General features: G+C 42.4%; 27 protein-coding genes and 1 tRNA gene. 3 read left to right on the top strand and 25 right to left on the bottom strand.

Features of this window, described 5'->3' with window-relative positions; genetic code table 11:
* From WC676_03220 to WC676_03190, 7 genes are all read right to left on the bottom strand, one after another.
* Complete coding sequence (locus tag WC676_03220) at positions 1-1,260, bottom strand: NTP transferase domain-containing protein (protein MFA5059616.1); 1,260 nt, start codon at positions 1,258-1,260, stop codon at positions 1-3.
* 17 nt (positions 1,261-1,277) lie between these two features.
* Positions 1,278-1,348, bottom strand: a tRNA-Gln gene (locus WC676_03215).
* Positions 1,349-1,356: 8 nt separating this feature from the next.
* A complete protein-coding gene (locus tag WC676_03210) occupies positions 1,357-1,782 on the bottom strand; it encodes a septation protein SpoVG family protein (protein ID MFA5059615.1) in 426 nt (141 codons plus the stop codon).
* Between the two features lie 18 nt (positions 1,783-1,800).
* Complete coding sequence (ispE, locus tag WC676_03205; protein MFA5059614.1) at positions 1,801-2,670, bottom strand: 4-(cytidine 5'-diphospho)-2-C-methyl-D-erythritol kinase; 870 nt, start codon at positions 2,668-2,670, stop codon at positions 1,801-1,803.
* A gap of 68 nt (positions 2,671-2,738) precedes the next feature.
* Positions 2,739-3,740 (bottom strand): tetratricopeptide repeat protein, encoded by a 1,002-nt coding sequence (locus tag WC676_03200; protein MFA5059613.1) that lies wholly within the window; start codon positions 3,738-3,740, stop codon positions 2,739-2,741.
* Positions 3,741-3,875: 135 nt separating this feature from the next.
* Complete coding sequence (hisG, locus tag WC676_03195) at positions 3,876-4,751, bottom strand: ATP phosphoribosyltransferase (GenBank protein ID MFA5059612.1); 876 nt, start codon at positions 4,749-4,751, stop codon at positions 3,876-3,878.
* A gap of 166 nt (positions 4,752-4,917) precedes the next feature.
* Entirely contained in the window at positions 4,918-5,817 is a 900-nt protein-coding gene (locus WC676_03190; protein ID MFA5059611.1) for a DUF3473 domain-containing protein, read from the bottom strand.
* 74 nt (positions 5,818-5,891) lie between these two features.
* On the opposite strand from WC676_03190, the gene WC676_03185 reads away from it, so the two are divergent.
* On the top strand, positions 5,892-7,385 hold the full coding sequence (locus tag WC676_03185) for a SurA N-terminal domain-containing protein (GenBank protein MFA5059610.1): 1,494 nt from the start codon (positions 5,892-5,894) through the stop codon (positions 7,383-7,385).
* A 97-nt stretch (positions 7,386-7,482) separates the two neighbouring features.
* Here WC676_03185 and WC676_03180 read toward each other — a convergent pair whose 3' ends face one another.
* The 6 genes from WC676_03180 to WC676_03155 form a co-directional block, all read right to left on the bottom strand.
* Positions 7,483-7,917, bottom strand: coding sequence for a TlpA disulfide reductase family protein (locus WC676_03180; GenBank protein MFA5059609.1), 435 nt, complete (start codon positions 7,915-7,917; stop codon positions 7,483-7,485).
* A gap of 83 nt (positions 7,918-8,000) precedes the next feature.
* Positions 8,001-8,675 carry a cytochrome c biogenesis protein CcdA gene (locus tag WC676_03175; protein ID MFA5059608.1) on the bottom strand — a complete coding sequence of 225 codons (675 nt, stop codon included), beginning with the start codon at positions 8,673-8,675 and terminating at the stop codon, positions 8,001-8,003.
* Positions 8,659-8,970, bottom strand: a complete 312-nt coding sequence (gene cutA, locus WC676_03170) for a divalent-cation tolerance protein CutA (GenBank protein ID MFA5059607.1) — start codon at positions 8,968-8,970, stop codon at positions 8,659-8,661. Before cutA ends, WC676_03175 begins: the two co-directional genes overlap by 17 nt.
* A 58-nt stretch (positions 8,971-9,028) precedes the next feature.
* Entirely contained in the window at positions 9,029-9,772 is a 744-nt protein-coding gene (pgeF, locus tag WC676_03165) for a peptidoglycan editing factor PgeF (protein ID MFA5059606.1), read from the bottom strand.
* Positions 9,773-9,789: 17 nt separating this feature from the next.
* Positions 9,790-10,956 carry a DNA recombination protein RmuC gene (locus WC676_03160; GenBank protein ID MFA5059605.1) on the bottom strand — a complete coding sequence of 389 codons (1,167 nt, stop codon included), beginning with the start codon at positions 10,954-10,956 and terminating at the stop codon, positions 9,790-9,792.
* A gap of 18 nt (positions 10,957-10,974) precedes the next feature.
* A complete protein-coding gene (locus WC676_03155) occupies positions 10,975-11,355 on the bottom strand; it encodes a cyclophilin-like fold protein (GenBank protein ID MFA5059604.1) in 381 nt (126 codons plus the stop codon).
* A gap of 170 nt (positions 11,356-11,525) precedes the next feature.
* On the opposite strand from WC676_03155, the gene WC676_03150 reads away from it, so the two are divergent.
* Positions 11,526-13,088 (top strand): sodium-dependent transporter, encoded by a 1,563-nt coding sequence (locus WC676_03150; protein MFA5059603.1) that lies wholly within the window; start codon positions 11,526-11,528, stop codon positions 13,086-13,088.
* A gap of 119 nt (positions 13,089-13,207) precedes the next feature.
* Here the strand turns inward: WC676_03150 and WC676_03145 are convergent, their stop codons facing one another.
* Complete coding sequence (locus WC676_03145) at positions 13,208-14,371, bottom strand: DNA polymerase IV (protein MFA5059602.1); 1,164 nt, start codon at positions 14,369-14,371, stop codon at positions 13,208-13,210.
* Between the two features lie 95 nt (positions 14,372-14,466).
* Positions 14,467-14,634: a hypothetical protein gene (locus WC676_03140; protein ID MFA5059601.1), complete on the bottom strand. Its 168-nt coding sequence runs from the start codon at positions 14,632-14,634 to the stop codon at positions 14,467-14,469.
* Positions 14,635-14,903: 269 nt separating this feature from the next.
* On the opposite strand from WC676_03140, the gene WC676_03135 reads away from it, so the two are divergent.
* Positions 14,904-15,440 carry a PilZ domain-containing protein gene (locus tag WC676_03135; protein ID MFA5059600.1) on the top strand — a complete coding sequence of 179 codons (537 nt, stop codon included), beginning with the start codon at positions 14,904-14,906 and terminating at the stop codon, positions 15,438-15,440.
* Here the strand turns inward: WC676_03135 and WC676_03130 are convergent.
* The 10 genes from WC676_03130 to WC676_03085 are packed head-to-tail and all read right to left on the bottom strand — an operon-like array spanning position 15,437 to position 26,095.
* Positions 15,437-18,130 carry an AMP-binding protein gene (locus tag WC676_03130; GenBank protein MFA5059599.1) on the bottom strand — a complete coding sequence of 898 codons (2,694 nt, stop codon included), beginning with the start codon at positions 18,128-18,130 and terminating at the stop codon, positions 15,437-15,439. The two genes, WC676_03135 and WC676_03130, sit on opposite strands and share 4 nt — an antisense overlap.
* A 14-nt stretch (positions 18,131-18,144) precedes the next feature.
* Complete coding sequence (locus WC676_03125) at positions 18,145-19,077, bottom strand: hypothetical protein (GenBank protein MFA5059598.1); 933 nt, start codon at positions 19,075-19,077, stop codon at positions 18,145-18,147.
* A 21-nt stretch (positions 19,078-19,098) separates the two neighbouring features.
* Positions 19,099-19,494: a hypothetical protein gene (locus WC676_03120; GenBank protein ID MFA5059597.1), complete on the bottom strand. Its 396-nt coding sequence runs from the start codon at positions 19,492-19,494 to the stop codon at positions 19,099-19,101.
* 35 nt (positions 19,495-19,529) lie between these two features.
* On the bottom strand, positions 19,530-21,473 hold the full coding sequence (locus WC676_03115; GenBank protein MFA5059596.1) for an ABC-F family ATP-binding cassette domain-containing protein: 1,944 nt from the start codon (positions 21,471-21,473) through the stop codon (positions 19,530-19,532).
* Positions 21,474-21,476: 3 nt separating this feature from the next.
* On the bottom strand, positions 21,477-22,208 hold the full coding sequence (locus tag WC676_03110) for a pseudouridine synthase (protein MFA5059595.1): 732 nt from the start codon (positions 22,206-22,208) through the stop codon (positions 21,477-21,479).
* Positions 22,177-22,992: an RNA methyltransferase gene (locus WC676_03105; protein ID MFA5059594.1), complete on the bottom strand. Its 816-nt coding sequence runs from the start codon at positions 22,990-22,992 to the stop codon at positions 22,177-22,179. Before WC676_03105 ends, WC676_03110 begins: the two co-directional genes overlap by 32 nt.
* Positions 22,982-24,184, bottom strand: a complete 1,203-nt coding sequence (locus WC676_03100; GenBank protein ID MFA5059593.1) for a glycoside hydrolase family 5 protein — start codon at positions 24,182-24,184, stop codon at positions 22,982-22,984. Before WC676_03100 ends, WC676_03105 begins: the two co-directional genes overlap by 11 nt.
* 4 nt (positions 24,185-24,188) lie before the next feature.
* On the bottom strand, positions 24,189-24,998 hold the full coding sequence (locus WC676_03095; protein MFA5059592.1) for an alpha/beta hydrolase: 810 nt from the start codon (positions 24,996-24,998) through the stop codon (positions 24,189-24,191).
* 6 nt (positions 24,999-25,004) lie between these two features.
* Complete coding sequence (locus tag WC676_03090; protein ID MFA5059591.1) at positions 25,005-25,424, bottom strand: response regulator; 420 nt, start codon at positions 25,422-25,424, stop codon at positions 25,005-25,007.
* Entirely contained in the window at positions 25,424-26,095 is a 672-nt protein-coding gene (locus WC676_03085; GenBank protein ID MFA5059590.1) for a hypothetical protein, read from the bottom strand. Before WC676_03085 ends, WC676_03090 begins: the two co-directional genes overlap by 1 nt.
* Positions 26,096-26,097 lie beyond the last annotated feature (2 nt).

Raw genomic sequence — 26,097 nt, 5'->3', positions numbered from 1 at the left:
TTAAAATTTTCTTTTCGATGTTATTCTCGCCGGAACTCCGGCGGCAACATAGCCAGCGGGAACTTTCTTTCCCTTGGTTAAAACACAGCCCGCTCCCGTAGCACTTTTCTTTCCGATAACAACCGGAGCGACTAAAATAGAATCTGAACCGATAAAAGCGTCGTCGTGAATATGTGTCGCATTTTTATTCTTTCCGTCAAAATTGGCCGTCACAACACCGGCGCCAATATTCACCCGATTTCCCACCATCGCATCACCTAAAAAGCTAAAATGTTTCATAAAGCAATCTTTTCCGATACGAGAACGGGACACTTCTGTGAAATTCCCCACTTCCGTATGATCAGCGATCGTTGTATCCGGCCGAAGATGGCAAAACGGCCCAATGATGCAATTCTTGCCAATGCGCACATGGCTTTCAATGACGGTAAAAGGTTTGATCGTTGTATCGCGGCCGATCTTAACATCCTGATCGATAAATGTCGTCGCGGGGTCAACGATGGTAACGCCTTGCCGCATGAATTCCTTTAAAATCCTTTGGCGCAAACAATCCTGCGCTGCCGCTAGATCTTCACGATCATTAATGCCAAAACCCTCTGACGCGTCATCTGTCGTCACAAAATCAACTCGCTTACTTTTTTGACTTAACAAAGCAACGATGTCCGTTAAATAAAATTCTTTTTTCTTCGTGTTCATCTTAATGGCCGATAAACCACTCAGCAATTCCGATGACTTAAAACAATACGTGCCGACATTGATCTCTTTGATATTTTGTTCGGAAACCGTGGCATCCTTTTCTTCGCGTATCCCGACGATATTATTATTCCCGTCACGAACGATCCTGCCGTAACCTTTGGGGTCCTTAACGATCGCTGTTAAAACCGTGCAGGCCGCCTTTGAAACTTTATGGCGCTTAATGAGTTTGAGCACGGTTTCTTTGCGAAGAAGCGGCGTGTCACCGCAAACGATCAAACAATCGCCGTTAAAATTCTTTAACCCTTTTGACGCTGCCTTAACGGCATCGGCCGTTCCTAAAAGCTTTTTCTGGACCACAACAGCGATGTTTTTCCCTAAAAAATCCTTCACTTGGCTTGCCTGATGACCAACCACAACATACGTTTTCAAAGAACCTACCGAAACTGCTAAATCTAAAACATGCTCAATGATCGTTTTGCCGCAAACTTTATGAAGGACCTTGGGAGTGTCGGAATTCATCCGCACACCTTTTCCGGCGGCCAGGATTATAACTTTCAAGTCGTTCATAAATTTTAGCGCTAAAGTTGCCCAGCCAGGACTCGAACCTGGAAAACGAGATCCAAATTCTCGTGTGTTACCATTACACCACCGGGCAGCAGTGCTTTACTCGTCTTCGATATCGGATGACGAAGTTGCCGGCTTGCTGACAGATTTGCCGATTTCTTTCTTATAAGCTTCTAATATCTTGTTTTGCAAATATTCGCGAAATTGCTGCGTCACGGGATGAGCAATATCCCGATGTTCAGATTTTGAATCGATATCAACGGCGCTTACCGGAGGTTTTTCATGCGCAGGTAATGAGGCCGCACAATGACTGCAAAACCTGCTTCCGGCTTCATTTTTAAAACCGCATTTGGGACACGGATTTTTCGTTTTCCTCGACGGCATCGCGATAAAAAGGTTCGCGGCTCCCTGAATAACCTTGATGTTGCGCACAACAAAAACACTGTCGAAGGTGACCGTCGCGTAGGCTTTGAGTTTCTTATCCTGGCCTTCTTTTAAGAATACCCTGATCTCCGTGATCTCCATAAGCCCGCCCCCTCTTTTTCAGAATGAACGCACGGCAAAAACCCGCTTAAAATACTTACTTAGAATAAATTTAAAGTTTTCCGCATCCCGACGAGAACGAGCCAACCCAAAAAGGGCCGGACCGCTTCCCGAAAAAATGATGCGCGACTTCGTTAACTCTCTTATTTTTTCCCGCATTGGAACTAAATTAGGATGGAGTTGCACGATCGCTGTCTCCAAATCATTCGAGAGTAGGCCTTCTATTCTAGGCAAGTCATTATCCCGTAAAGCGCGAGTTAGAATATTAACATCATCATCTTTCTTTGTCAATATATTCATCTTAGGCGGCTGAAGCGCTTTAAATACTTCCCCTGAATACACTTTAAGCTCTGGAACAATCAAAATATGCCACAATTTTGCCCTTAATTTCAGCGGTTTTATCTTATCTCCGCGCTCGGTTCCCAAAGCCCAAGTTTGCTCCGCTAAGAAAAAGGCAACATCACTTCCAACTTTCTTCGCGTATTCTAAAAGTTTTTTCGGCTTTAAGGAAAGCTTCCATAGCTTATTAAGCCCCAGCAAGGCTGTCGCGGCATTACTTGAACCTCCGCCCAAGCCGGCAGCCACCGGAATTTTCTTCTTCAGCGTAATATTAACTCCGCTTGGAACAGAAAAGTCTTTTTTAAGGATTTGCGCGACTTGGATGATCAAATTCTTCTCATCTTTGGGAATATCAGGATGAGAGCAAAACAAACGGATAGCTCCGCTTTTATTTTCGGCAAAAACAATCTCATCGCATAGATCAATGCGCTCAAAAACCGTTAAAAGATCGTGATATCCGTCGAGTCTTTTATTGACGACCTTTAGCAAAAGATTTAACTTGGCGGGAGATTTCAAGGAAATTTTTTTCATGGAAGGCGGGAAATGAGTAGAATTAAAATTAACATAAAAACAGCCTGCGCGCGACAATCTTATTAAAATTACTGACTGGTAGTTTCGCCTTTGATCTCGTTCAGTTTTTTTGTAATGCTCACCTGCTCCGGCGAAAGCGCCAAAGCCTGTTTCCAATTCTCTTCGGCTTTTGTCTTATCGTTCAGCTGGAAATAAACATCGCCTAAATGCTCGTAAACCACCGGGTCTTTGATGCGGACAACGGCTTTATTCAAGAAATCCAAAGCTTCCGTATACATCCCTTTCTTAAAATAAACCCATCCCAAGCTATCCAAATAGGCACCATTATCCGAATCAGCCTCCAGGGCCTTTTTGATCAATCCCAACGCCTCATCTAAATTGGTCCCTTCTTCCGCATATAAATAGCCGAGAGAATTTAAGGTGTTGGCGTGTTCGGGGTCAATGGTTAAGGCTTTTAAGAAAAGTTCTTTCGCCTCCACGCGCTTTCCTCTATCCATGTTCAAAGAACCTAAGATAAAGATCGTTTCCACGTCTTTAGGCTCCATGGCAAGGATCATTTCGTATTGAGCGATCGCTTCGTCATATTTCTTCTGGGAATAGTAGAGTTGCCCAAGATAAGTTAAGACTTCCGCATTTTGAGGATCAGCCTTGGCGAGATTTTTTAAGATCAATTCATATTCGGTCGCGGCCTTGTCAAATTCTTGGCGCGCGGAATAAACAAATGCCAGAAAATAACGGGATTGAAAATCATCCGGCTTGATCTTAAGGGCAAGCTGAAATTCTTTGATCGCATCGTCGAATTTTTCCAGGCGGACATAATCAGCGCCGAGCCTTAAATGGACGGAATAATTATCTCCGTCAAACTCGGCCGATTTCTTGTAATGGTCGACCGCGTCTTGCGCCGTTCCCACCCAATCTTCCATCAGGCCTTTTATATAATGAGAGATACTTAAAGCCCGAGATTGGACATCCGCATTGGCTTGTGCCAAAGCAACAGCTAAAGGCAATAGTAAGACAACCATGCTTACGGCAAACGCCATAAGCAATTGATGACGAAAAGGTTTCATCATAAATTTTACTTATTTATTAATGATCCCGCTTCTTCAAATGGCGAAGAGCTTTACGAAGCTTCTTACGTTTATGCGTACGAATTTTACGAAGCTTTCTTTTTCTTCCGCAAGGCATGAGGTTTAACTCCTTTTTTGTTAATAGATCAGCTTATTAAGAGGATACTCGATGATCCCTTGAGCGCCGGCTTCCTTTAACTTTAGAATAAGGCCGCGCACTATTCCTTCATCAATAACGGTTTCAACCGCCAGCCAATTTTTCTGGCTCAAATGAGAAATGGTAGGATTTTTTAGCGATGTCAATAGGGCTAAAACCTTTTTAAGATTTTTTTCTTCAATATTCATCTTTAAGCCCACCATATGATCGGCAGCGATCGCCCCTGTTAAAAGCAGGATCAGCTGATCCATCTTCTTTTTCTTCCAGGGGTCTTGAATGGCTTTTGAATTAGCAATAAACTGCGTTGTGGATTCGCACAAAGTTGTGACAATGCGCAGCTTATTGGCACGTAAACTGCTTCCTGTTTCGGTCAATTCCACGACGGCATCAACTAAACCGGAGGCGACTTTCGCTTCTGTCGCACCCCAGCTAAATTCCACATCAGCGCTAACCTTGTTTTTTGTCAGATAATTCTTTGTGACATTGACGAGTTCCGTCGCTATTTTCTTACCTTGCAGGTCCTTAACGGATTTGATGGAGGAATCTTCCGGAACGGCCAAAACCCAGCGCACCTTGACCGAACTTTGCTTGGCATAAATGAGATCGGCTAAACGAGTTACCTTGGAGCCGTTTTCTAAGATCCAATCTTCGCCGGTAATGCCGCAATCTAAGACACCGTCTTCGACATAACGCGACATTTCTTGCGCGCGCAATAAAACCGGATCGATCTCGGTATCATCAATGTGCGGGAAATAGGAACGTTCGGAAACATAGATCTTAAAGCCCGCCCGTTCAAAAACCTTGATGGTCGCGGCTTGTAAACTTCCCTTTGGTAAACCAAGCTTGAGTTTTTTCATTTCTTCCCTATCTTCTGTTATCGGTTAGTGTTGGACTACAAAAGCAATTAAAAATACACTAGAAACCACCGGAAATCAACTTCTTTTCACAGGTGTGCATTATACCCCTTAGGCGCAAATATTGTAAAGAAATTTCCTAAAGAGGGCTTTAGAGAAAATATCTTCCTCAAAGCTTCTTATCCTGAATGATCTTTGAAAGAGGCGCGCATTGAAAATCGGTTAGAATTTGTTCGAAGCGCTTTTTGGTTTTTTCTAATCCGTTTAGGTATTCCGAACGAAATGAAAGAGGGATCTTTGCTTTCGAGAAAAAGGGATTCAGCTCCCAAGCCCTTAAAAAGAAATTAACAACAATGCCTTGGTCGTTCAGGTTTTCTACTGTTCGCTTTATTAAGGAATACGGAAAGTCCCTTAAAGCGGCGCCTCCGGAGAAAAGAACATGATCGAATAAAATACGGACCGTGGAAGGAGGAAATTCCACTAGGTCTTCCCGAATGTGATATGGAATTCGCGGCGCGGAAGGAATTCCATAAAGCCGATGACGAACCGGAGCAATGCTGCTGTCATAAGAAATACCTTCTTGTTTTAAGATGTCCATCGCCCAAAGACAATCGCTGTTCATTGAAAAACCGGGAGCGCGGTAACCAACAACCGGCTTCTTGGAGATGCCTTGCAAAATGGCGATCGATTTTTTTAGATCTTCCCGGAAAGAGTCGATCGTATGCGCGCGCAGTTCTTTAAAAAGATAACCATGGCTAGCGATCTCGTGGCCGGCGTCTTCGATGCGGACCACCAAGTCAGGAAATTTCTCGGCAATAATGCCCAAAACAAAAAATGTCGCCTTTGTTTCCATAACGCTTAATAGCTCAAGAACGTTTAAGGTATTGGCAACAACCCGGCTTTCATATTCGCGGCTGATTTCACCGGAAAGATCCAAACCGTTCAAATGGTACCATTCGGTAATTTCAATTCCTAAAGCATTAACCACGACTTGCGTTCCTTTTGATTTATGATGCGTTTTCTTTCTATAAATTGCGGTTAGTCTAACACGGGCAAATTTTCTTGTCAAAGGGCAACTTCACGGTTATAATCAAAAAGTTTCGTTTCCCTCATTTATAACCGGGTCATTTTTAAGGAGATAGTATGCTTAAAGTATTACGCAAAAAAGGCGTTGCTAAAAAGATCTTATGGGTCGTTGCCGTTATTATCATTCTTTCGTTCGGTTTCTTTGGAACGGCAAATTACTACGACCGCGGTAACGGCAATATCACCTACGCCGGCGAAATGTTCGGACGAAAAATTTCTTTCGATCAATTTCAAAAGAGCTTATTTCAAGCGCGCATCCAAGCCATCATGGCCTACGGCGATAATTTTAATAAGGTTAGCCAGCTTCTGGACCTAGAATCTGTGGCCTGGGATCGATTGATCATGTTGGAAGAAGCTCGACGAAAGAACATTAAAGTTTCTGACACGGAAGTTGTCGCGGCAGTTCAGAATTTAAACCTTTTTAAAAACAATGGGTCTTTTGATCCAGCCATTTATGAAAAGATCGTCAACTATTACTTCCGTACTAAACCCAGAGATTTTGAAGAAGGCATCCGCCAATCGTTAATATTGCAAAAACTCTCCGAAAGCGTGACCACCGGCATCTCTGTTTCCGAGGAAGACCTTTTAAAAGAATATAAAAACAAAAATGAACAAATTCAGGTAAGCTACGTTCTTTTTGCGCCGAAAGACGACGCGAAGCAAATCGTCCTGACCCCCGAAGAGGCTTTGAAATATTACCAAGATAATAAGCAAGATTTCTTTATGCCGCCCAGCGTTAATGTTGAATATCTTTATTTACCTGTCGCACCGGAATTACCCGAAAAAGATAAAAATGACATTGCGGCAAAAGTTACCGCTATAACCGAAGATCTTACAAGAGATCCTAATTTACCTTCCATTGCCGAGAAACATAAAGTCGAAACCGGAGAAAGCGGATTTTTTAGCCACGAGCAACCACCTTTAAAGCTTGGCTGGCCGTTTGAACTATTGCAGAAGATCTTCAGCCTTGAAGATAACGAGGTTAGCGGCCCTGTCGAAACAGCAAAAGGATATTACTTCGTGCGCCTTAAGGAGAAAAAAGATTCTTACATTCCTGAATATGCGGAAGTTGAAGAGAAGGTTAAAGAAGCTTTAGGATTAGAAAAAGCGCGCGATATCTCACGAAGCAAGGCCGAAGAAGCTTTGAAGAATATCAATCAAACGATCGAGCAAAATCCGGAACAAAAATTCTCTGCGATCGCAAAGACACTTAATCTTTCGGTCAGTCAGACAAAACCGTTTACCCGGGGGCAATATTTAGACAACTTGGGCGTTGTGCAAGAATTCCAGGATGCGGCCTTCGCCTTGATCGGCACAAACAGGGTCAGCCCTGTAGTTGAAATTTCCAAAGGATTCTGCATAATATCCGTCGATAACTTTGTTCCCATTGATGAAGAAAAATTCAAAAAGGAAAAAGAAGACTTTTCTAAAGCGGTCCTGGCTCAAAAAAAGAACTCTGCCGTCGATGAATTCATCGAACGGCTGCGCATCAAAGCGAATCTTCAGGACAATATCAAGGCTTTAAAAGAAATGGGAGAGCAGCAGCTCTAAGCGGTATTTCTTAGGTGGAAAGATTGTGGCAAGGATATTCAAAAAAGGCGGCTATTTTGCGCGAGAGCAAAATAGCCGCCTTTTTAATCCACAAAAATTACTGCGTAAAAAGATTTTCGTAACCTTCGGAAAGCCCGTGTTCAATAGCGCGGACAATACCGGCCTGGTTGACAAAAATAAAGGTAGGAACACCGACAATACTATAAGAATCGGAAAGAGAAGAGTCAACATCAAGAAAGATCTCATAATTAACTTTATTTCGAGCGGCATACTCCTGCACGACTTCTTTTTCTTCACCCATATCCACTAAAATAACTTTAATACCTTTTTGTTCGATTTCTGCTTTTTGTGCGCTTAGCTCCGCTAACGCTTCGCGGCAATGCGGACACCATGTCGCCCAGAAAAAGATAATGGAATTTTTTCCTTCACGAAATGCCGTCATATTCACTTTCCCGCTGGAAAGAGTTTCTAAAGTGAAATCCACAGCAGGCTTATCGACAATTTTATTTTGCAAGAATTTTAAAAATGACATAGGAATCTGCCCCATGGCTTGCGATGGAGCAAAGGTCAACAACATAAAAAAAGACACAAGTATGAATAAACGTACAAAAACCTTCATGAAATTAGCCTCCCCGCTTTTATCATAAAATATCCTGCTGCGATTAATAAAATGGCTGCGCAAACGCGTTTCACAATTAAAAGCCACGTTCCGGATTTCGGTAAACTGCTTAACAGCCCGCTAAAAGTTCCGATCAAAATCAAAAGTGTTCCAACGCCATAGGAAAATACAAATAAGAGGCTTATCCCATAAAAAATATTTTCCCTGCCGGCTACAAAAAGTAAAATTGCCCCCAAAATAGGCGCCGTGCAAGGCCCGATGATAAATCCCGAGACCAATCCAAGCAAGAACACCGTCCATAAATTCTTGGCCTTGATCTTTCCCTGAAGTCCGCCGCCCAATAAAGGCAAAGGGATAATATCCAGCAATATCAAGGCGAATAATAAAAGAATGGTCGCGATAATACCGGCAACGATCGGACTATTTTGAAACTGCCCAAATACTTTTCCTGTTAATGCCGCAAACGCTCCCAGCGTGCAATAGGTCACCGCCAAGCCTAAGACATACACTAGAGAAATCAAAAAACCCTGAAGTTTGGTACCTTTGGTATTGGCCGCGCCGATAAAACTCGCCGTTAACGGGATCACCGGATAGACGCAAGGCGAAAAACTCACCACAACCCCGGCGAAAAACGCAATAACATAGTCGAACGGACTACCGGACAGATTCATTCAGCCACCTTAAATAATCTTTGCTGCCATCTACGATCGGCAAGGCAATAATTTCCGGACAACTATAACTGTGAACAGCCTTAACTGTTTCCACAATTTTCTTAAAACAACTGCGCTTTGTCTTAACGACCAGCAGAACCTCTTTTGCCGAATCAATTCTTTTATCCCACCAAAATAACGATTGGATCCCTTTGACGATATTAACGCAGGCGACTAATTTCTTATTTAAAAGCGCGGCAGAAATCTTTTTAGCTTCCTTAATATCTTTGGCTGTGATCAAAATAACGATTAGCATAGGATTAAGTCAGGTTAAGGGTTTTTATTATATAGAAATTTTTCTTTTTTCCAAAAATTTATTTTTTAAGCATCATAACTGAAACCATGCGTCCGGATTCATCGCCCTGGCGCCGATAAGAAAAAAACCGCTTATCGCAGGACGTGCAAATTTGGCAGTCAAAGATATTTTTTTCGTTCACGCCCACCGCGAGTAACTGATGCTTGTTAACAAGCGGCAAGTCCAGATAAAATCCGTCGGCCGTATATTCGGTCTCCTTCGGAAAATATCCTTGAAGTTTGTCGCCAACTTTATAGCAACAACTGCGGATCGACGGGCTAAAAGCAATTCTTAAATTCTTCGGATCAGCTTTCCATTTCTTCTTTAAAAGTTCTACAGCTTTTTGTGCGATTTTCTTTTTTGTTCCCCGCCAGCCGGCATGAACCAAGGCGATTACTTTGCTTTTCGGATCAAAGATAAAAATAGCCAAACAATCAGCCGTGCGCACCGCCAAAGGAATGAAAGGCTCTTTGGTCGCTAGCCCGTCGGTTAATTTAAGTTGGTTGGCTTTACCAAAATCTTTCTTACTGATAATAGTAACCCGTTCGCCATGAATTTGACGCGTATTAGGCAGTTCTTTGATGTCATGGCCCGAATGACTTAAAAGAAAACTCTTTTGATGCACGCTTAAAGTAAATCGCCCACGCTTACGCTTAAAATCGACGGAATCGTCGCTAGTAAAAGCGATCACCTGGTTGGGAAAAAAACTCTTATAATTAAGCGCGTGATTAAAGAAATTATTGGATTTTCTAACGGATGGCATGATTGATCAGCAAAGCTCTATGGATTACCGGTCATCTCGTCGTCTTCAATATCCTGTGGAGATAATTCGATAATGTTATTTTTATCCGGGGATGAAGAAATGTTCCCCTTTTTATAATCATTGATCCTTTTTATTTTAACATCCAGGCTGTTAAAGCTTGTCTGCGCGACATCGCGGTATTGATCTTCTAGTTTTCCAATCGATTTTCCGATTTCCTCAAACCGCTTCTTAAAAATATCGTACGTTTTTGAGAAAAGGTCTATCATCTTGACGATTTCTTTCGTCGCTTTTTCATAATGAAAATTCTCATACGCCTGACGAATAACGCTTAACATGGCATATAACGTAAAAGGTGAACATAAAACAACCTTTTGTTTTAAGGCCTGATCGATAAGACCCGGCATATTTTCCTGAATAAACCCAAAGACCTGTTCATTAGGAATAAAAAGTAAGACAAAATCCAGTGTCCCTTCCGACGGATTAATATAGGAACGGTCTTGGATTTCTTTAATGCGCATGGTGACGTTTTTTAAGAATTCTTTTTTATGAACTTCTTTTTGATTAACGTCTTCCGTATTGACCATCCCTAAATAATTATCTAGCGGAAACTTAACATCCATATTGATCGTATGCTTGTCGGGGAGAAGAAAGATATAATCAGGTTTGGTTGCTGCAGAATCTAATTTGGTTTGTTTTTTATAGTTGATGCCCTCCATCAATCCGCAGCTTTTGATAATGTCTTCGGCCATCCGCTCGCCCCATTGGCCGCGCAATTTAACATTGCCTAAAACATTACTGAGACGATTGGTTGTTTCCTGAAGCTTTGTCGTTGCTAAAGATGTTTTTTCAAGCTCGTTTTTGAGGCTTCCGTATTTTTGCGCGCGGTCTTGCTCCAGCTCACGGATAAGAACTTTATATTTCTCCAATTCGTCTCTTAATCCTTTAACGGAGGTTTCAACAGCTTGCTTACGCATATCTAAGTCAGACTGGGCTTGACTGCGTTCTGAGTCTAATTTTTCTTTGGCCAAGACCAGAAATTGCTCGGTGCTGGATTTAAGCGCCTCTTGCGATAACTGAGAAAACTTAATTTGCATCTGGCTTTCGATTTGCTTTTTAAAGAAAATAAAAAGCCCGGACAACACGATCGTCATTCCCGCCAAAATCATCCAACTAGGTAAAGTCATAGGTTAGTTACCTTTTTATTAATCTTTTCTCTCTTCGACAATAACCGTTTCATCTTGCTTAACATCTTTAAGTTTCGTCCAATCGCCTTCGATTTTTCCGATCACATTGACCTTGCTGGCCGGTTTAATTTGCCCGGGTTTGCTGACCGGTGTCATCCCAAAAAATATGCAAAAACAACTTTCTTCCGGCCAAAAAGCAATGTCTCCGATCTCAACTGTGCCCTTCGAAAAACCGTCTTCCAGCTTTGTCTTGACGGGAATTTGAAAATAAATTTCATCACCCCAAAGGCTGGTAAAAGACTTAAACGGCAAGGCATCCCAAATTTTTCCGGCCGTAGCTGAACCATTTAACTTGGCATAAACCGTCAACGAACCCATTGTAATGGCAATACTTTTCATCGCGATGGCCTTTAAGTTGTCTATTTTGCCTCATCATATTACCTAAAATCGATTCTTTAATCAATATATTTACCTGTCAGTTGGCTTCCCTAATGTAAAGATGTCACGTTATAAAATTTTTTCCCATAATATTGCGTCGGAAAGAAGCGTTTGCTACAATAACCTCGATTATGAACCAGAAACCAAAACGAGACAGCTGGGGTTCCCGTCTAGGAATTATCATGGCGGTTGCCGGCTCAGCCATCGGCTTAGGTAATTTCTTAAGATTTCCTGCCAAAGTTGCCGCTAACGGCGGCGGCGCATTCATGATCCCCTATCTTGTTTCGCTTTTCTTGCTTGGCATTCCCTTGATGTGGATCGAATGGACTTTAGGGCGTTACGGCGGCGGATTTGAACACGGAACAGCGCCGGGAATTTTCCACAATGTTTGGAGAAAAAACCGATTTATTAAATATTTCGGGGTTATTGGTATTTTTGGCCCGCTGGTCATCTTCATCTATTATACCTATATTGAATCATGGAGCTTAGCTTACAGCTTTTTTGCTCTTACCGGAAAATACGGCCCCTTGCATGATCAAGCCGCCATGCAGAGTTTTTTGCGCGGTTACCAAGGAATCGAGCATAATCAATTTTTTAACGGCTTAGGATGGGCTTATTCTTTTTTTGTTATCACCTTCATCCTTAACACCGTCGTTATTTATCATGGGATCAAAGGTGGCATTGAGAAGCTTTGTAAATGGGCGATGCCGCTTTTATTTGTCTGCGCGCTTATTTTAATGATCAGAGTGCTAACGCTGGGAACGCCAGATCCTGCTAAGCCTGATTGGAATTTGATGAATGGTTTTGGGTTTTTGTGGAATCCGGATTTCTCGGCGCTTAAGTCAGCTAAAGTTTGGCTGGAAGCCGCCGGGCAAATATTTTTTACTTTAAGTGTTGGGATCGGCGTTATCCTAACCTACGCAAGTTACCTGTCAAAAGGTGACGATGTTGTTCTTTCAGGGCTTACCGCGGCCAGCGTCAATGAAACTGCCGAAGTCGTTTTGGGCGCCAGCATTATTATCCCGGCGGCGTTCATCTTTTTCGGGCCGACAGAAATCCAATCTATCGCCACATCCGGTGTTTTTAATTTAGGATTTGTCACCATGCCGCTTATTTTAAATCAATTACCTTTCGCGTTTCTATTCGGGTTCGCCTGGTTTTTCTTGTTGTTTTTGGCGGGAATCACTTCTTCTGTATCGCTGGCACAGCCAGCCGTTGCTTTTCTGGAAGATGAATTCAATATCAACCGCAAAAAAGCCGTAACTATTTTTGGCGTTGTGTCTTTTATTCTTTGTCAGCCGGCGATCTTTTTCTTAAGGAATGGTGTCGTCGATGAACTGGACTTCTGGGGAGGAACGTTCTTTTTAGTATTGTTCGCGACGATCGAGGTCATTTTATTTGCCTGGGTTTTCGGCATGGAAAATGCCTGGGATGAGATCCATAGAGGCGCCGATATGCGCATTCCGCGTGTTTACAAGTTCATCATCAAATACGTTACACCGTTATTTCTGTTCTTTATTTTAGGAATGTGGTTTTGGCAAGAGTGGCTTCCGGTCATCTTCATGAAAAATGTCGCTCCCGCCGACAAAATATATGTTTTGGCAACGCGCATCGGGCTTTTAGCACTCATAGCTGTTTTGATCGTTTTAGTTAAGATCGCCTGGAAGAAAAAGGAAGGAAATAAACCGCTATGACACTATCGGGATGGCTGCTGATTATTTTTTCGTGGGTCTTGATCTTAGGAATGGCTTCATTCTGCTTTAAGAAAACCCTTGTCAAAAAAGAGTTAAAATAACGATCTGCTCTTTGGTACTTACAAACTTCCCCGCGTAATAGCCTGTTCGCCGAATTTCCCCTTAATTTTATCTACCGCTTTATGGATCTTTTCTTTTTGCTCGGATGATCGATCTTGAAAAAGGCTTTCTTGCACATACTCATCATAAAAGTTGGATATTTTTACGCCCAATAAACGGATCTTTGTCCCCGTCATATCAAAATCATCAAAAAGTTCTCTGGATTTTTTGTAGATCGTATCAACAAAGTTGGTGCGCTGCGCAAATGTAAAGGAACGCGTGTAGGTTTGAAATCCTTTGGCGCGAATTTTAACCGTCAGCGTCTTTCCCTTGAGATGATAGCGGCGCAGACGGTGAGAAACCTTTTCGCTTAAGTAAAGAAGGGTTTTGTGAAGGCCTTCTACGTCGCGCGTATCTTCCTCAAAAGTGTGCTCGTGGCTTACGGATTTGACGTCTTCGCCGACAGAAACTTCCCGCTCATCAATGCCATTGGCCAACTCAAAAAGATGACGGCCATTTTCGCCAAAGCGATTGTATAAAGCATCCATAGGGGTATGCGCTAGATCGCCGATGGTTTTGATATTCATCGCATGAAGCGCTTGCTTACTTTTCTCGCCTACGCCCCAAAGTTTTTCCACCGCCAGCGGCCAAAGGAAATCGAATAATTTTTCCTGAGATACTTCTAATAATCCACCCGGCTTAGAAAGATCCGAGGCGATCTTTGCCGCCATCTTGATCGGCGCTATGCCGATCGAGGCAATTAAGTTCATCTCTTTTTTGATGCGCTCTTTAATGGCCAGCGCTGTTGCGTAGGGAGTTTTATAAAAATGATAACTTCCGGAAATATCCAAAAAAGCTTCATCCACGCTAATGGGTTCAATATCCGGCGTAAAATCATAGAGAATATCAAAGATCTCTTTGGAAACACGCTGATACTTTTTCATATCAACAGCAAGATAAACTCCCCCAGGGCATTTACGATAAGCCATAGAGATCGGCATAGCGGAATGAACACCAAATACTCTGGCTTCATAAGAACACGTGGAGACAACACCTCGCCCTTGCCCCTGACGAGGATCGGCGCCGACAATGACCGGCCGGCCGCGTAATTTAGGATTGTCTCTTTGCTCGATAGAAGCAAAGAAGGCATCCATATCGATATGAAGAATAATCTTAGGTTTCATGATGTTTTTAAAAAATAGAGGCGCCCTTGGCGTTCTGTGAAGCAGAACGCCAAGGGCGCCTTTTCATTCATCTATCTTGCCGATCATCAAACCACTTATTTCTTATCTTGTAACAATTTAATAATTCTTTCCAAACGATTGGTCATCACGATCGGGACAAAGATAACCCAAACCAATAAGAATATCTTTACTCCGATACAAACCATCATTTCAAAATCGCCTCCCATTGGGCACGCCATCTTTGATGTTAAAGGACACATCATCTTCCCCTCCTTGTATGATTGATCCGTTTTTAACTTTGTTTATTATATCTTTTTCATTCTCCCGTGTAAATAGCACCATTGTTAACACCAAAAAAGACAAAAAGAGCAACACTTTCATTGAATTAAGTCTTTTTTAGGCATCAAAGGATCGATTTTCATATTCTCGTCGACAAGAAAACAAAATAATCACTAATTTATTCCCTTTAATCCTTGATTTGCAAAAACGCTTTGTTATAATCACTGTACTTTAAAAACAAAAGGAGAATCATATGAATAAGAAATATTCTTTTCTGAGCGATGAGCTTGCCTTGATCGAAATACGCAAGCATAAATGGATAGAAAGCGAAAAACAGGGTTTTGAGATAGGCTTTGCCACTGCCGCTTGTGACTGGGTTGGAAGATACGGCAATGATTGGAAGAAATTCCGCCTCAACCCCCCGGCTGAAAGCGATCTGTTCGTCGAAAAAAGACGTTATCGACGCTTCGCCTATCAAGTGCCTATCGAGTTAAAGGTCGCCGAAACACATTTGACGTGCTGCGCGAAAGATATCAATCTGATCGGGCTTTCGTGCCTGATCCCTATCTTTGTCCCTCACGATGCGCCCGTGGAAGTCAGCATTAATCTGCAGAACAGAGATTCCTTGATGCACAAATCACGCTTTCAATTTAAAAGCCGTATCGTACGCGTTTCTTCGGCTAAGGAAAGACGGCCAAGCCAAGACTATGAGATCGTTCTTTCTTTGAGCGAACAATTCAGGGACTATTTGCGCTGTAACCCGTATCTTTTAAGCTATTCTCACGGTTAAGCTCCGGCGGGAAAATTCTTGTAAGCTTGCGTTCGTAATTTAACAACTTCCTCACGGACACGATCCGCGATTTGAATATAAGATGAGGATTCCGGGAAATTCATCGACGGTCCAAAAACAATTTTGATAGGATGTTTTTTAGGGAACTTTTCTGTCCGGGGCCAAGCCTCAAACGTTCCACTGATCGCCACCGGAATAACACGAGTATTTAATTCTTTTGTCAAAATCCCGATACCCTTTTTAAACGTTTTGACGTCCCCGTCAATCGAACGTTGCCCTTCCGGAAAAATGCAAACGATCTTTCCCTGATTCAAGGTAAACGTCGCCGCCCGCATCGCTTTGATAAGCTCGGCGGAAGGGTCAATGGGAATAAGGCGCGCCATCCGGATCGCCCAACTGATCAAAGGATGTTCAAAAATATCCTTTAGTCCGATAAAATAAGACTGTGTAACGATTTTATTAGGGATACCTGCCATCACCACAAAGGCATCTAAATAACTCGCATGATTGCAGCAAATAAGATACGGCCCGTGTTCGGGAAGATTTTCCTTGCCGACGATCTCTAAGCGAAAAAATGTTTTAAGCAAACCAAGGGCCAATCCTTTAACCGCATAACTTAAAGAACGATTGATAATATCAGGTTCGAGATCGATTTGTGGAAATTCGTCTTCCGCGACCGGACGGGATAAAATCTCCCGCCAAGAAAATTGAAAATCTTCATCCAGATAGCGCGCTGAATCATCGGAAAATATGGTTGTATTGATCTTGGCAATGACATCCGCCACTGTCGCCAGCTGAAAAACAGCCTCAGTGGGAAGTTGAATATGGAACATTTTTTCCAAGCCGGCCATCAGTTCAATACGTTTTAAAGAATCCACGCCAAGATCAAGCTCCAGATGATCTTCCATCTTAATGTCGCGATCGACCGATAATTCTTTCGCCAAATAAAGCGCTACTTTCTTACCGACGGGGCTTTGCAAGATCATGGTCATGCTTCCCGGACGATGAGCTGATGTTTGCGCAGTCGCCGCCTTTTCTAGCTGATGGTAAATATCCGGCAATTGATATCTTTTTATTTTTCCTAAGCGAGTTTTAGGAAGTTCTTCTTTGGAGATCGCAAAACCCATAATACGCTTATAAGCAGAGATTTTTTTAGAAGCATTGTCCATATCCCACTTGATCTTCTCTAAGATATTGATCATGCCGTTTTTTCTAAAGAATTCAAAGTCCGGAACAATAATAGCTTTAAGGCTTTCAACGCCATTTTCCCGCGTTAATAAAACCGCCAACTCTTTAACATACACAGACTGCCCATAATATTTTTCGACCTCTTCCGGAAAAACATTTTTCCCAGAAGATAGAACGATCACTTCTTTAAGGCGGCCGCAAATATAAAGACATCCCTGGGCATCGATTTTTCCTAAGTCTCCGGAATAAAACCAACCATCCCGAATGACCTTATCCGTTTCATCCTTTTTTTGATAATACCCTTTCATTAAATTGGGGCCGCGGATAATGATCTCCCCGGCGCCTTCGGCATCGGGGTGAACGATCTTGACCTCAACGCCATCCAACGGTTTTCCGACAGAACCGATAATAGGGTTCAAAGCAGGAGTTAGGGAGACGACCGGTGCTGTTTCGGTCAGGCCATAGCCTTCCAAAACATCAAAACCAAATCGTTTCAACCCTAAAGCAATTTGGGGATCAAGGCGCGCCCCGCCGCTGACCAGATACCGCAGATTACCGCCAAAACGGTCGTGCACGGAGAAATAGATCAACTTTAGAATATCGATATTCTTTTTTTGTTTTAAATTCCATCCGGCATTAGTGAGAAGATTCAGGAGGGCTTTAAGAAAAACCGGGAGATTTTTTACATTTTCGTCAATCCCCTTGTAAATATGGGCGAATAATTCCGGAACACCCACAAAAATACTCACCTTGGATTCCTTCATGATCTGCATCAGCTCAACGCTTTTCATGGTGCGCGGATAAATAATTTTAGCGCCTAAAAAAAGCGGAAAGATCAATGTCGCCATAAACGCATACGCGTGGAATAAAGGCAAGACCGAAATAAAACAATCGTCACCCGAGCAAATCTTTAATTGATTCAGCCCGTTGAAATTCGATAAGAAATTCTTATGCGTTAACTCAACGCCCTTAGGATTTGACGTCGTACCCGACGTATACAAAATAGAAGCTGTGTCGTCCTCGGCAACATCCGGCAATGAGGGCGCGTCAGGCGCGATGGCAAGATTAGCGATTTCCTCGAAGGAAGATACCGGGTTATTTCTTTCGCGGCGTAAAGAAACAAACCGGATAGACGAGTCAACACGCTCTTTTAAAAGATGCGTTAATTTATTTTCTGAGAAAATAAAAGTGGCATGCGCATCGCGAATAAAGATAACCGTATCATCGTGGTTTGCTTGCGGGTCAAGAGGAACACTGACGCCTCCGGCTAAAAGGATCCCGAAATAAATAATACCCCATTCGGGCCCATTATCCGCGAGTAAAGCAACTCTGTCTTGTTTTTGCAACCCTTGGTTACGCAACCAATACGCCACTTTAAGGGCATGTTGCGCAACATCTGTATATTTGTAACGGCGCCAGCCGGTGAGAATTTTAAGGCAAAAAGCTTCCCTGTCGGGGAATTGCCGGCATTGTTCGAGGAATTTTTGATTAAGTGTGGGCATAGCCCCTCAAAACGTTAGACAAATTCTTTGTTTTGAACTCGCGCCCTGAACGTATCATGGCACTTTTTACATAAACTCGCTTTATGAGAAATATATTTATCTTCGGGAAGTTCGGAAATATTCTTCTTACCCATTTGATCAACCAAGGATCTTATTTCCGCCTGGGGGTCTTTTTTAAGCTCGGCTTCCGTCGGAACGATCTCGGGGGCCGCATATAATTCTAGATTAAAATGATACCGTTCTTGCGGCCGAGGAAGGAATTTATTGCAGGAATAACATTTATAATTGATGGAGTAGCTGAGATTATTTAAAGGACAAATTTCACACAAGGGTTTGGATTTGCACAGCTCTTTGCCCAAACGAACAATCAGAGCATGATACTCGTTGAACATTTTTGCGTCTTGGTTAAGATTATCCGTAAAGAGATTTTGAATGCTTTGATAATCCGCATGGCGCCCGATCAAATTATGCCGGGCTAAAACTCTTTTTGTATAAGCATCAACAACAAAAACAGGTTTGTTGAACGCATATAAAAGGATCGAATCAGCCGTCTCCGGCCCGATGCCATTAACATTCAACAATTTCATACGTAGATTCGCCCAGTATTCTTTTGACATTTTCTCCAAACTGCCGTCGTATTCTTTAAAAAGAAAATGGATAAAGTTTTTAAGGCGCATCGCCTTAACGTTAAAATACCCCGCAGGTTTTATGAGCGCCGCGATCTTCCTTACGGAAGCCTCTTTTAATCTTTGCGGCGTTAGAAAACCATGGTGCTTTAAATTACGAATGGCTTTTTCCACATTATTCCAGCTGGTATTTTGCGTTAAAATAGCACCAACAATGATCTCAAATTTGGTTTTCCCGGGCCACCAATGCTGCGGCCCAAATTTGGCATAAAGCCGTTTATAGATCTCTTCTAAATTTTTTGCTGTTCGTTCACCCATCATTCCACCTGTTCACTTCGTGAATTATTTTCTTTTTTCCGGCTCCACATAACGCCAACGACTTATTTTTCCTTGCGCATCAAAATAAACATAGACTTTCTCTGATCCTGATAATTTTGCGCTATAGCGATAAAGATATTCTTCCAGCTCTACGCCGTTTTCAACAACACGTTTGGCCAAAATGGGCTGGCCGAACGTTTTAAGGAATTCTTTTTTATCCGGATGGTCTTTCATCTGGTCATTTTTGATAGCCTCTAAAAGCAACGCAAACTTTTTATCCTGAACTTCTACGTATTTAACTTGCTGTGCTTGATTGTCGGAAAAACTTTTAAGCGTTAGGAGTTCTTCAAGATGTGCCAGTTTTGCACATCCGCAAAAAATGATCAGCCCAAAAGAGAGAATAATAATTTCTTTCTTCATCTTGATCCTCCGCGTTTTTTAAAACGCTTTAAAGATTATTTTTTACCGATCTGATCGCGTTCTTGCGTTAATTGCTCAGCGGTTGTTTCGATCTCTCTGACCCGATGTTGAATGAATTTAAGCCTTTGGCCATATTCTTTTAATGTTTGCGAATCACGCCGGCCCGACGGGTCCGAAATAGCCTTAGACTTCACAAAGCTTTCCGCTTCCAATTGTCCTTTTTCATTGTCGAGCCGTTTTAGTTCATTTTTAATTTCCGCAAGCCTTTTTAAGGCCTGCTGATGCTGATGGTGCAATTCTGTTGTTTTGGGATCATTTTTCTGCTCGAATGAGCTAAGTTTCTTTTTTTCTTTTTGCTCTTGTTTTACCTTTGATTCACCTTGCTTTAAAAGATCATCCTGAGCGCGCTTTTTATCCAGATAATAGTCTAACCCTCCCGGATAATTTTTTAAAACCCCGTTATTAACTTCCACGACATGGTTGGCGATCTGTTTAACAAAAAATAAATCGTGACTGATAAAACAAAGTGTCCCTTCATATGCTTTAAATGCTTTAGTGAGCGCTTCCACGCCGTCAATATCCAAATGGGTGGTAGGCTCATCCAGCAAAATAAAATTCGGCGGACTAATCAAAAGTTTCGCTAAAATAAGCCGGCTCTTTTCTCCCCCTGATAAAACCTTCACCTGCTTAAAAACATCATCACCGCGAAAATTGAATAAACCTAAAAGTGTTCTGATCTTAAGCGCCGGAACAATGCCGGCGGCAGACGTCGCTACTTCATCAAACGCCGTTTTCTCTTGATTAAGGACGTCTAAGCGCGTCTGGGAGAAATATCCCAAACCAACATTGTGCCCTAATTTGCGTTCGCCGCTATCGGGCTTGACGACACCGGCCAACATTTTAAGAAGCGTTGATTTTCCGGCGCCGTTATGTCCGATCAAGCAGATCTTTTCTCCGCGGGTAATTTCAAAATCAAGCCCTTGATAAACCTTAAGGTCAGTATACGATTTTGAAATATTTCTTAAGGTGATCACGGAATGTCCGCTTTGTTGAGTCACGGGAAAATCAAAATCTTTGATGCTGTGTTTTTCACCCGGAATCTCGATCGTTTCCAAGCGCTCGATCATTTTTCGCTTATTGCGTACAGCGGATGCCCGATTCGGCTGGGCATGAAAACGCTGGGCAAACCGTTCAAGCTGGTCGCGTTTTTTCTCAACCACCTTTTGTCTTTTTTCTAATGAGGCTACTCTTTGCAATTTCGCCTGTTCATACTCTTCATAGTTACCTTTAACTTTAGACATACGCCCGTCTTCTAAAACAATGGTGTAATTTGTTACCTCATTTAAGAAAACTTTATCGTGGGAAATAATAACGAACGTTCCCTGATAACTCGCTAAATAATCTTTAAACCACAATGTTGCCTCTAAATCCAAATAGTTCGTCGGTTCGTCCAATAAAAGCAGGTCAAATTGATACACCAAAAGTTTTGCTAAAAGTGTGCGCATCTGCCAGCCGCCGCTTAAATTAGCGATAGGGCGAGTGAAATCTTGCTGGCGAAATCCAAGCCCAGAGAGAACTTTCTCCGCTTTATGCTCAAGGTCATAAACGCCCATTTGTTCCAATTCATGCAAAATATCGCCATAACGCATTTCCCCGGCACGGTTAGAATCTTCTAATTCTTTTTTTTCTTTTTTTAAAGCGATCATCTGCTCATCGCCGGCTGTAATTTCGTCGATCACGGTCCGCCCCGATTCAAAATGTGCTTCTTGCGGTAAATAACCTATTTTAAGATTTTTCTGAACTTGAACATTTCCCGATCCCGGCTCCATCTGACCGAGAATAATGGAAAAAAGCGTAGTTTTTCCCGTTCCGTTAGGTCCGGTCAAACCGATCTTTTCATTGCGGTAAATGCTAATGCAGACATTATTCAACAGCATCCGCTGGTCAAAATTCTTGGAAAGATTAGTAATAGTGATCATGATTTAGATACTCTTTAATTGTAGGATTTCCTGTTCGCTCAAACGGCGCCAACAGCCCAATTTCAAATCTCCTAAGCTCAAAGGCCCCTGCTTGATCCTCGTAAGGTCAACCACTTTATGTCCCACGGCTTGAAGCATTAAGCGAATCTGACGCTTACGTCCTTCATGAATAGTGATCAAAAACTCTGTTTGCCCCAAAGAAATTCTCACATTGGTTATTTTCGACGGAGCTGTTATTTTATCCTCAATGACAACGCCTTTTTCTAACTTTTCTTTTTCTAAAGGAGCTAAAACTCCTGAGATCTTAGCTAAATAAGTTTTATCAACATTGAATTTAGGATGCGTCAACTTATAGGCGACATCGCCGTCATTAGTTAATAAAAGCAAGCCTTGGGTGTCTTGGTCAAGGCGTCCGGCCGGATAAAGATGCTGAAATTCTTTCGGCACCAGGTCAAGAACCGTTTTTTGCGCGTGAGGATCGGCTGTCGTCGTTACATAACCCTTAGGTTTATTGAGTAGAATGTATTCATGCGCTGAGCTTTTAATATCCTGTCCATCGACCGCAACGTTATCTTTTACTGGATCAACCGGCGTCGACGGCTCCGTAGTGATTTGCCCATTAAGGCTCACCCGGCCTTGCTGGATAATTTTCATCGCTTCACGGCGGGAACATAGTCCGCTATGCGATAAAAAAACCTGCAACCTAATGGGAGGTGTTTTGTCTAAGGGCTTCATAAATAACAATGGCCGTGGCCGCGGAAACATTCAAAGAATCCGCCGTTCCCCTCATAGGGATCTTTATTTTCAAGTCGCAGTGCTTCGCCCAAAAACTGCTTAGGCCGTCTTTTTCCGCCCCTACCACAACCGCCAAAGGAGTTTTTAGTAAAGCATCCGTATAGACCGTTTCGGCCGACACAAACGTTGAGCAAATGCTAATATTGTTCTTTTTTAAGAAATCAAGTGCCTCTTGAGCGGAAGCCTCGATAACTTTCACCGAAAATATTGTTCCCAAGCTTGCGCGGACAACATTGGGATTATAACAATCGACAACGCCCGAACAAACGATCAACCCGTCAACTCCGGCCCCGTCGCAAGTTCTTAAAATAGCTCCTAAATTTCCGGGCTTTTCAATGCCCTCGGCGATAACTAAAAGCGATTGTTTTGTTATTTTTAGATCGCTAAGTTCCCACTTTGGTTTCTTGCAAACGGCAACGATACCTTCCATCCGTTCGCCGAAAGAAACTTTTGGAAAAACCGTCTTTCCCAATTCAAAACATTCAACGCCACGTGCTATTAAATTTTCCGATAAAGACTTAGTTTGTTCACTCCAAAAATCACGGCAAATATAGATCTCTTCAAACTCCGCTTTCGCTTCTAAAGCACACCTGATCTCCTGAAAACCATCCACGATCATCAAACCCGTTTTATCACGAGTTTTCTTTTCTCTTAAATCGATCACAGATTTAATCCGTGGATTTTGGGCACTGGTGATCACGATCGGCATATTCTTAGAGGGCATGGCGCAAGGTATTCAATAACCATTTATTCTTTTGAAAACTTTCGGTTTTCCAAGATGAGATCATCTCGCGTTTTTGTTTGGGCCAATAAAGATGATACGTGCTCCAGCCTTGGACAGGACCCATGCGATTGACCCACGGCGGATTTTCAAGAAACGAAAAGATCCCATCGACCAAATAAGCATTTTTGATGGATTTATATGTCCAATACGTCCAGGAAAACCCAAATTCCCTGAACAAGGAAAGCATATCCTTAAGCCAAAGTTTTTCTCCATAAAGCCCTTGGCGGTCATTGATGCCGAATTCTCCGACGAAAACGGGACGGTTGCACCGCTTAGCGACTTTAAAGTGAGCGCCTAAAATATCTCTTAAGGTTTTTTTATTCCAGGTTTTTCCCTGATGGCGAAGCGGATAAGATAAATGGGCCGTTAAATTAAATGTGTACTGAAGCGGCTCATAAAAATGAACGCTTAAAACGATATTATCATCGTCAAAAGCGTCCAGGCATTTGATATTGGTCGCCCAGGTATTGCCCTCAACAAAGATCATATGGTTCTGGTCAATTTTTCTTATACGCTTAATAAGCGTTTTGTAAAATTGATTCAACAGGCGCTCATCTTGTAAAACCGCTTCATTCAAAAGGTCATAACCGGCGATCCATGGCTCATCTTTAAATTGATCCGCCAGAAATTCCCACAAAGCAAAGGTACGATTCTGGAATTCTTTTCTTTGCCAAAGCAGTGCTGGCCCAAAACTATCCGAATGCCAATCGTGGTTTTGCGCGCCGGCCGCGGCGTGCAAATCTAAAATGACCCAAATACGATGACGCCCCGCCCAACGGACAAGATCTTTTAAGTATTTGAGCCCGCGGGAAGAATATTGATACGGCTTTTCTTCAATAAGTTCAAAATGAAACGGCACGCGCACACAGTTAAACCCCATTTTGGCAATCGCGGCAATATCTTTTTCGCAGATGAAGCTGTTATTAAAAGACTTCTCGAAATCTTTTAACGCATTCTTTCCTAGGGCTTTTTCAAAATTCTGCTTAAACTCGCGTTGCGGCCTATTTAAAGCATGCATCAGATAGCCTTCCATCAAAAGCCATCCACCTAAATTAACGCCTTTTAAGATCATCGGCTTTCCATTAGGCCCGATGATGCTCATCCCTTTTGTTTTTAAGAATTTTTTTGTCATTGTCTTAGAGTAAATTATTCTTCTTTAGGAATTGGGTTATATTCTTTATCAAAACATCATGAGAATCGATGTGATTGGTATTATGCCCGCCGGTAATAGATAAAAATTCTTTAGGGCTGCCGGCCAAGTCAAATAACTTTTTGCCTAACGCGAAAGGAATAATTTCATCATTGGTGCTATGAATAAACAGCTTCGGAATTGTGACTTGCTTGACTTTCTTTGCCGAATCCATTTTTGTTCTCAAGAAAAAGGATGGAATGAACGGAAAAATAGTCTTGCTTACATCGGCCGCCGACGGGAACGAAGAATCAACGATCAAAGCAGCGACTTTCTTTCTTGAGGCCAAATCAACCGCCACAACGCCTCCCAGCGAATCGCCATAAACAATCAAACGATTGCGGTTGATATCATCGCGTGTGGATAAATAATCCAAAGCAGCCGACGCGTCTTTATAAATTCCCTCTTCGGTCGGTTTTCCCTCGCTTTTTCCATAACCTCGGTAATCAATAATAAATGTATTTAAGCCCAGCTGGCGGAAAAGAACGATCTTTTCCAACCGATGGCTGATATTGCCGGCATTTCCGTGAAAAAATAAAACTGTTGTGAGAGCTCCGGGAGATTTTATGAACCATCCGTTCAAAAGAAGATTGTCTTGTGTTTTAAAATAAACGTCTTCGTAATCAAACCCGATCAAATTGGGATTAACCGGCATCTCAGTCGTCGGATGAAAGATGCTATTGGCTTCAAAGTACCTGACAAACCCGACGAGAAGAATAAAAACCGCGATTAGAGCGATCAAAAGTTTGATCATCATTGCGTTCTATTTCTTTTCTTCATCCATTTCCAGATTAGACCTGCGCTGTGGGATGAGGCTAACCATCAAGCGAATTGATTTAAGGACAACTTCCATGTCGCAAGGCTTTGTTAAATAATGATCAGCTTCCAAGTCAAAGCCTCTTTTCATGCTGTCTAATTCTCCGACGGCTGAGATGATAATGACCGGCTGCCATTTTTTAGTAGGCGGATTATCCCTTAAATTCTTCAAAACCATAAATCCGTCAAGTTTTGGCATTCTTAAATCCAATAAGATCACATCCGGGATTTCTGCCTTGATCTTTTCCCACGCCTCTTGGCCGTCAGATGCCGTAAGAACTTTATATCCGACCGCCGAGATCTTTTTGGCCATGATCTCCAGAACATCCACTTCATCGTCAGCAATAAGAACTGTAATATGTTCCATTATGCCCCTATCCTTTCCCCTTTAAGAATCTCCGGCAGAGCTTGAGCTTCGATCCTTAAACCTCCGTCGTGTTCGATTTTAATCGTATAAAGCGTTCCGGGAACAAAAACCGTTCCAGGCGCTTCGATTTGCGCATTTTTAATGCCCATGTCTTTCGCCTGATCTGCATTTAAAGCATACCCCCAGAAACGTTCCCATAACCGTTTTTCAAAATGAGATGCCCCATCAATTTGGTAACCCAGCGGAACTTCGTTGACTTTCGCGATGTCGAATACCTGCGTATTTTTTCCGTCCAGAACAAAGACCTTCATAAAAAGATACGCGCTTTTTCCGCGGAATTTATCCGCCTGACGAATACGAATATCATCAAAGCGGATCACCAGCGATTGGAATTGGATCAGGTTTCCGGAAAACGTAAAGTACTTTGGCGCTAAAGGCTTTTGTTGCGCGTCAAATTCTTGGAATTTAATGGTGGTCAGATTCCTTCCGGTCTGTTCATCAAACGATACATTGGTCACGAGCACTTGTGCCCCGCGCGAATCAGCCTCCAGGCGCGCCACCATTTCTTTTAAGATCTTATTTTCATGGAAATACTTAGCCGCATATTGATAGATCAAAAACACGGCTAAAACAATGATGATAAAACGAATGTTTTTAATAAGGATGTTCATAA

The sequence above is a fragment of the Candidatus Omnitrophota bacterium genome (assembly GCA_041649175.1).
Lineage (GTDB): Bacteria > Omnitrophota > Gorgyraeia > Zapsychrales > JBAZNR01 > JBAZNR01.
The sequence above is the reverse complement of the archived record's forward strand: the minus strand, read 5'-3'. Positions and strand labels throughout refer to the sequence as shown.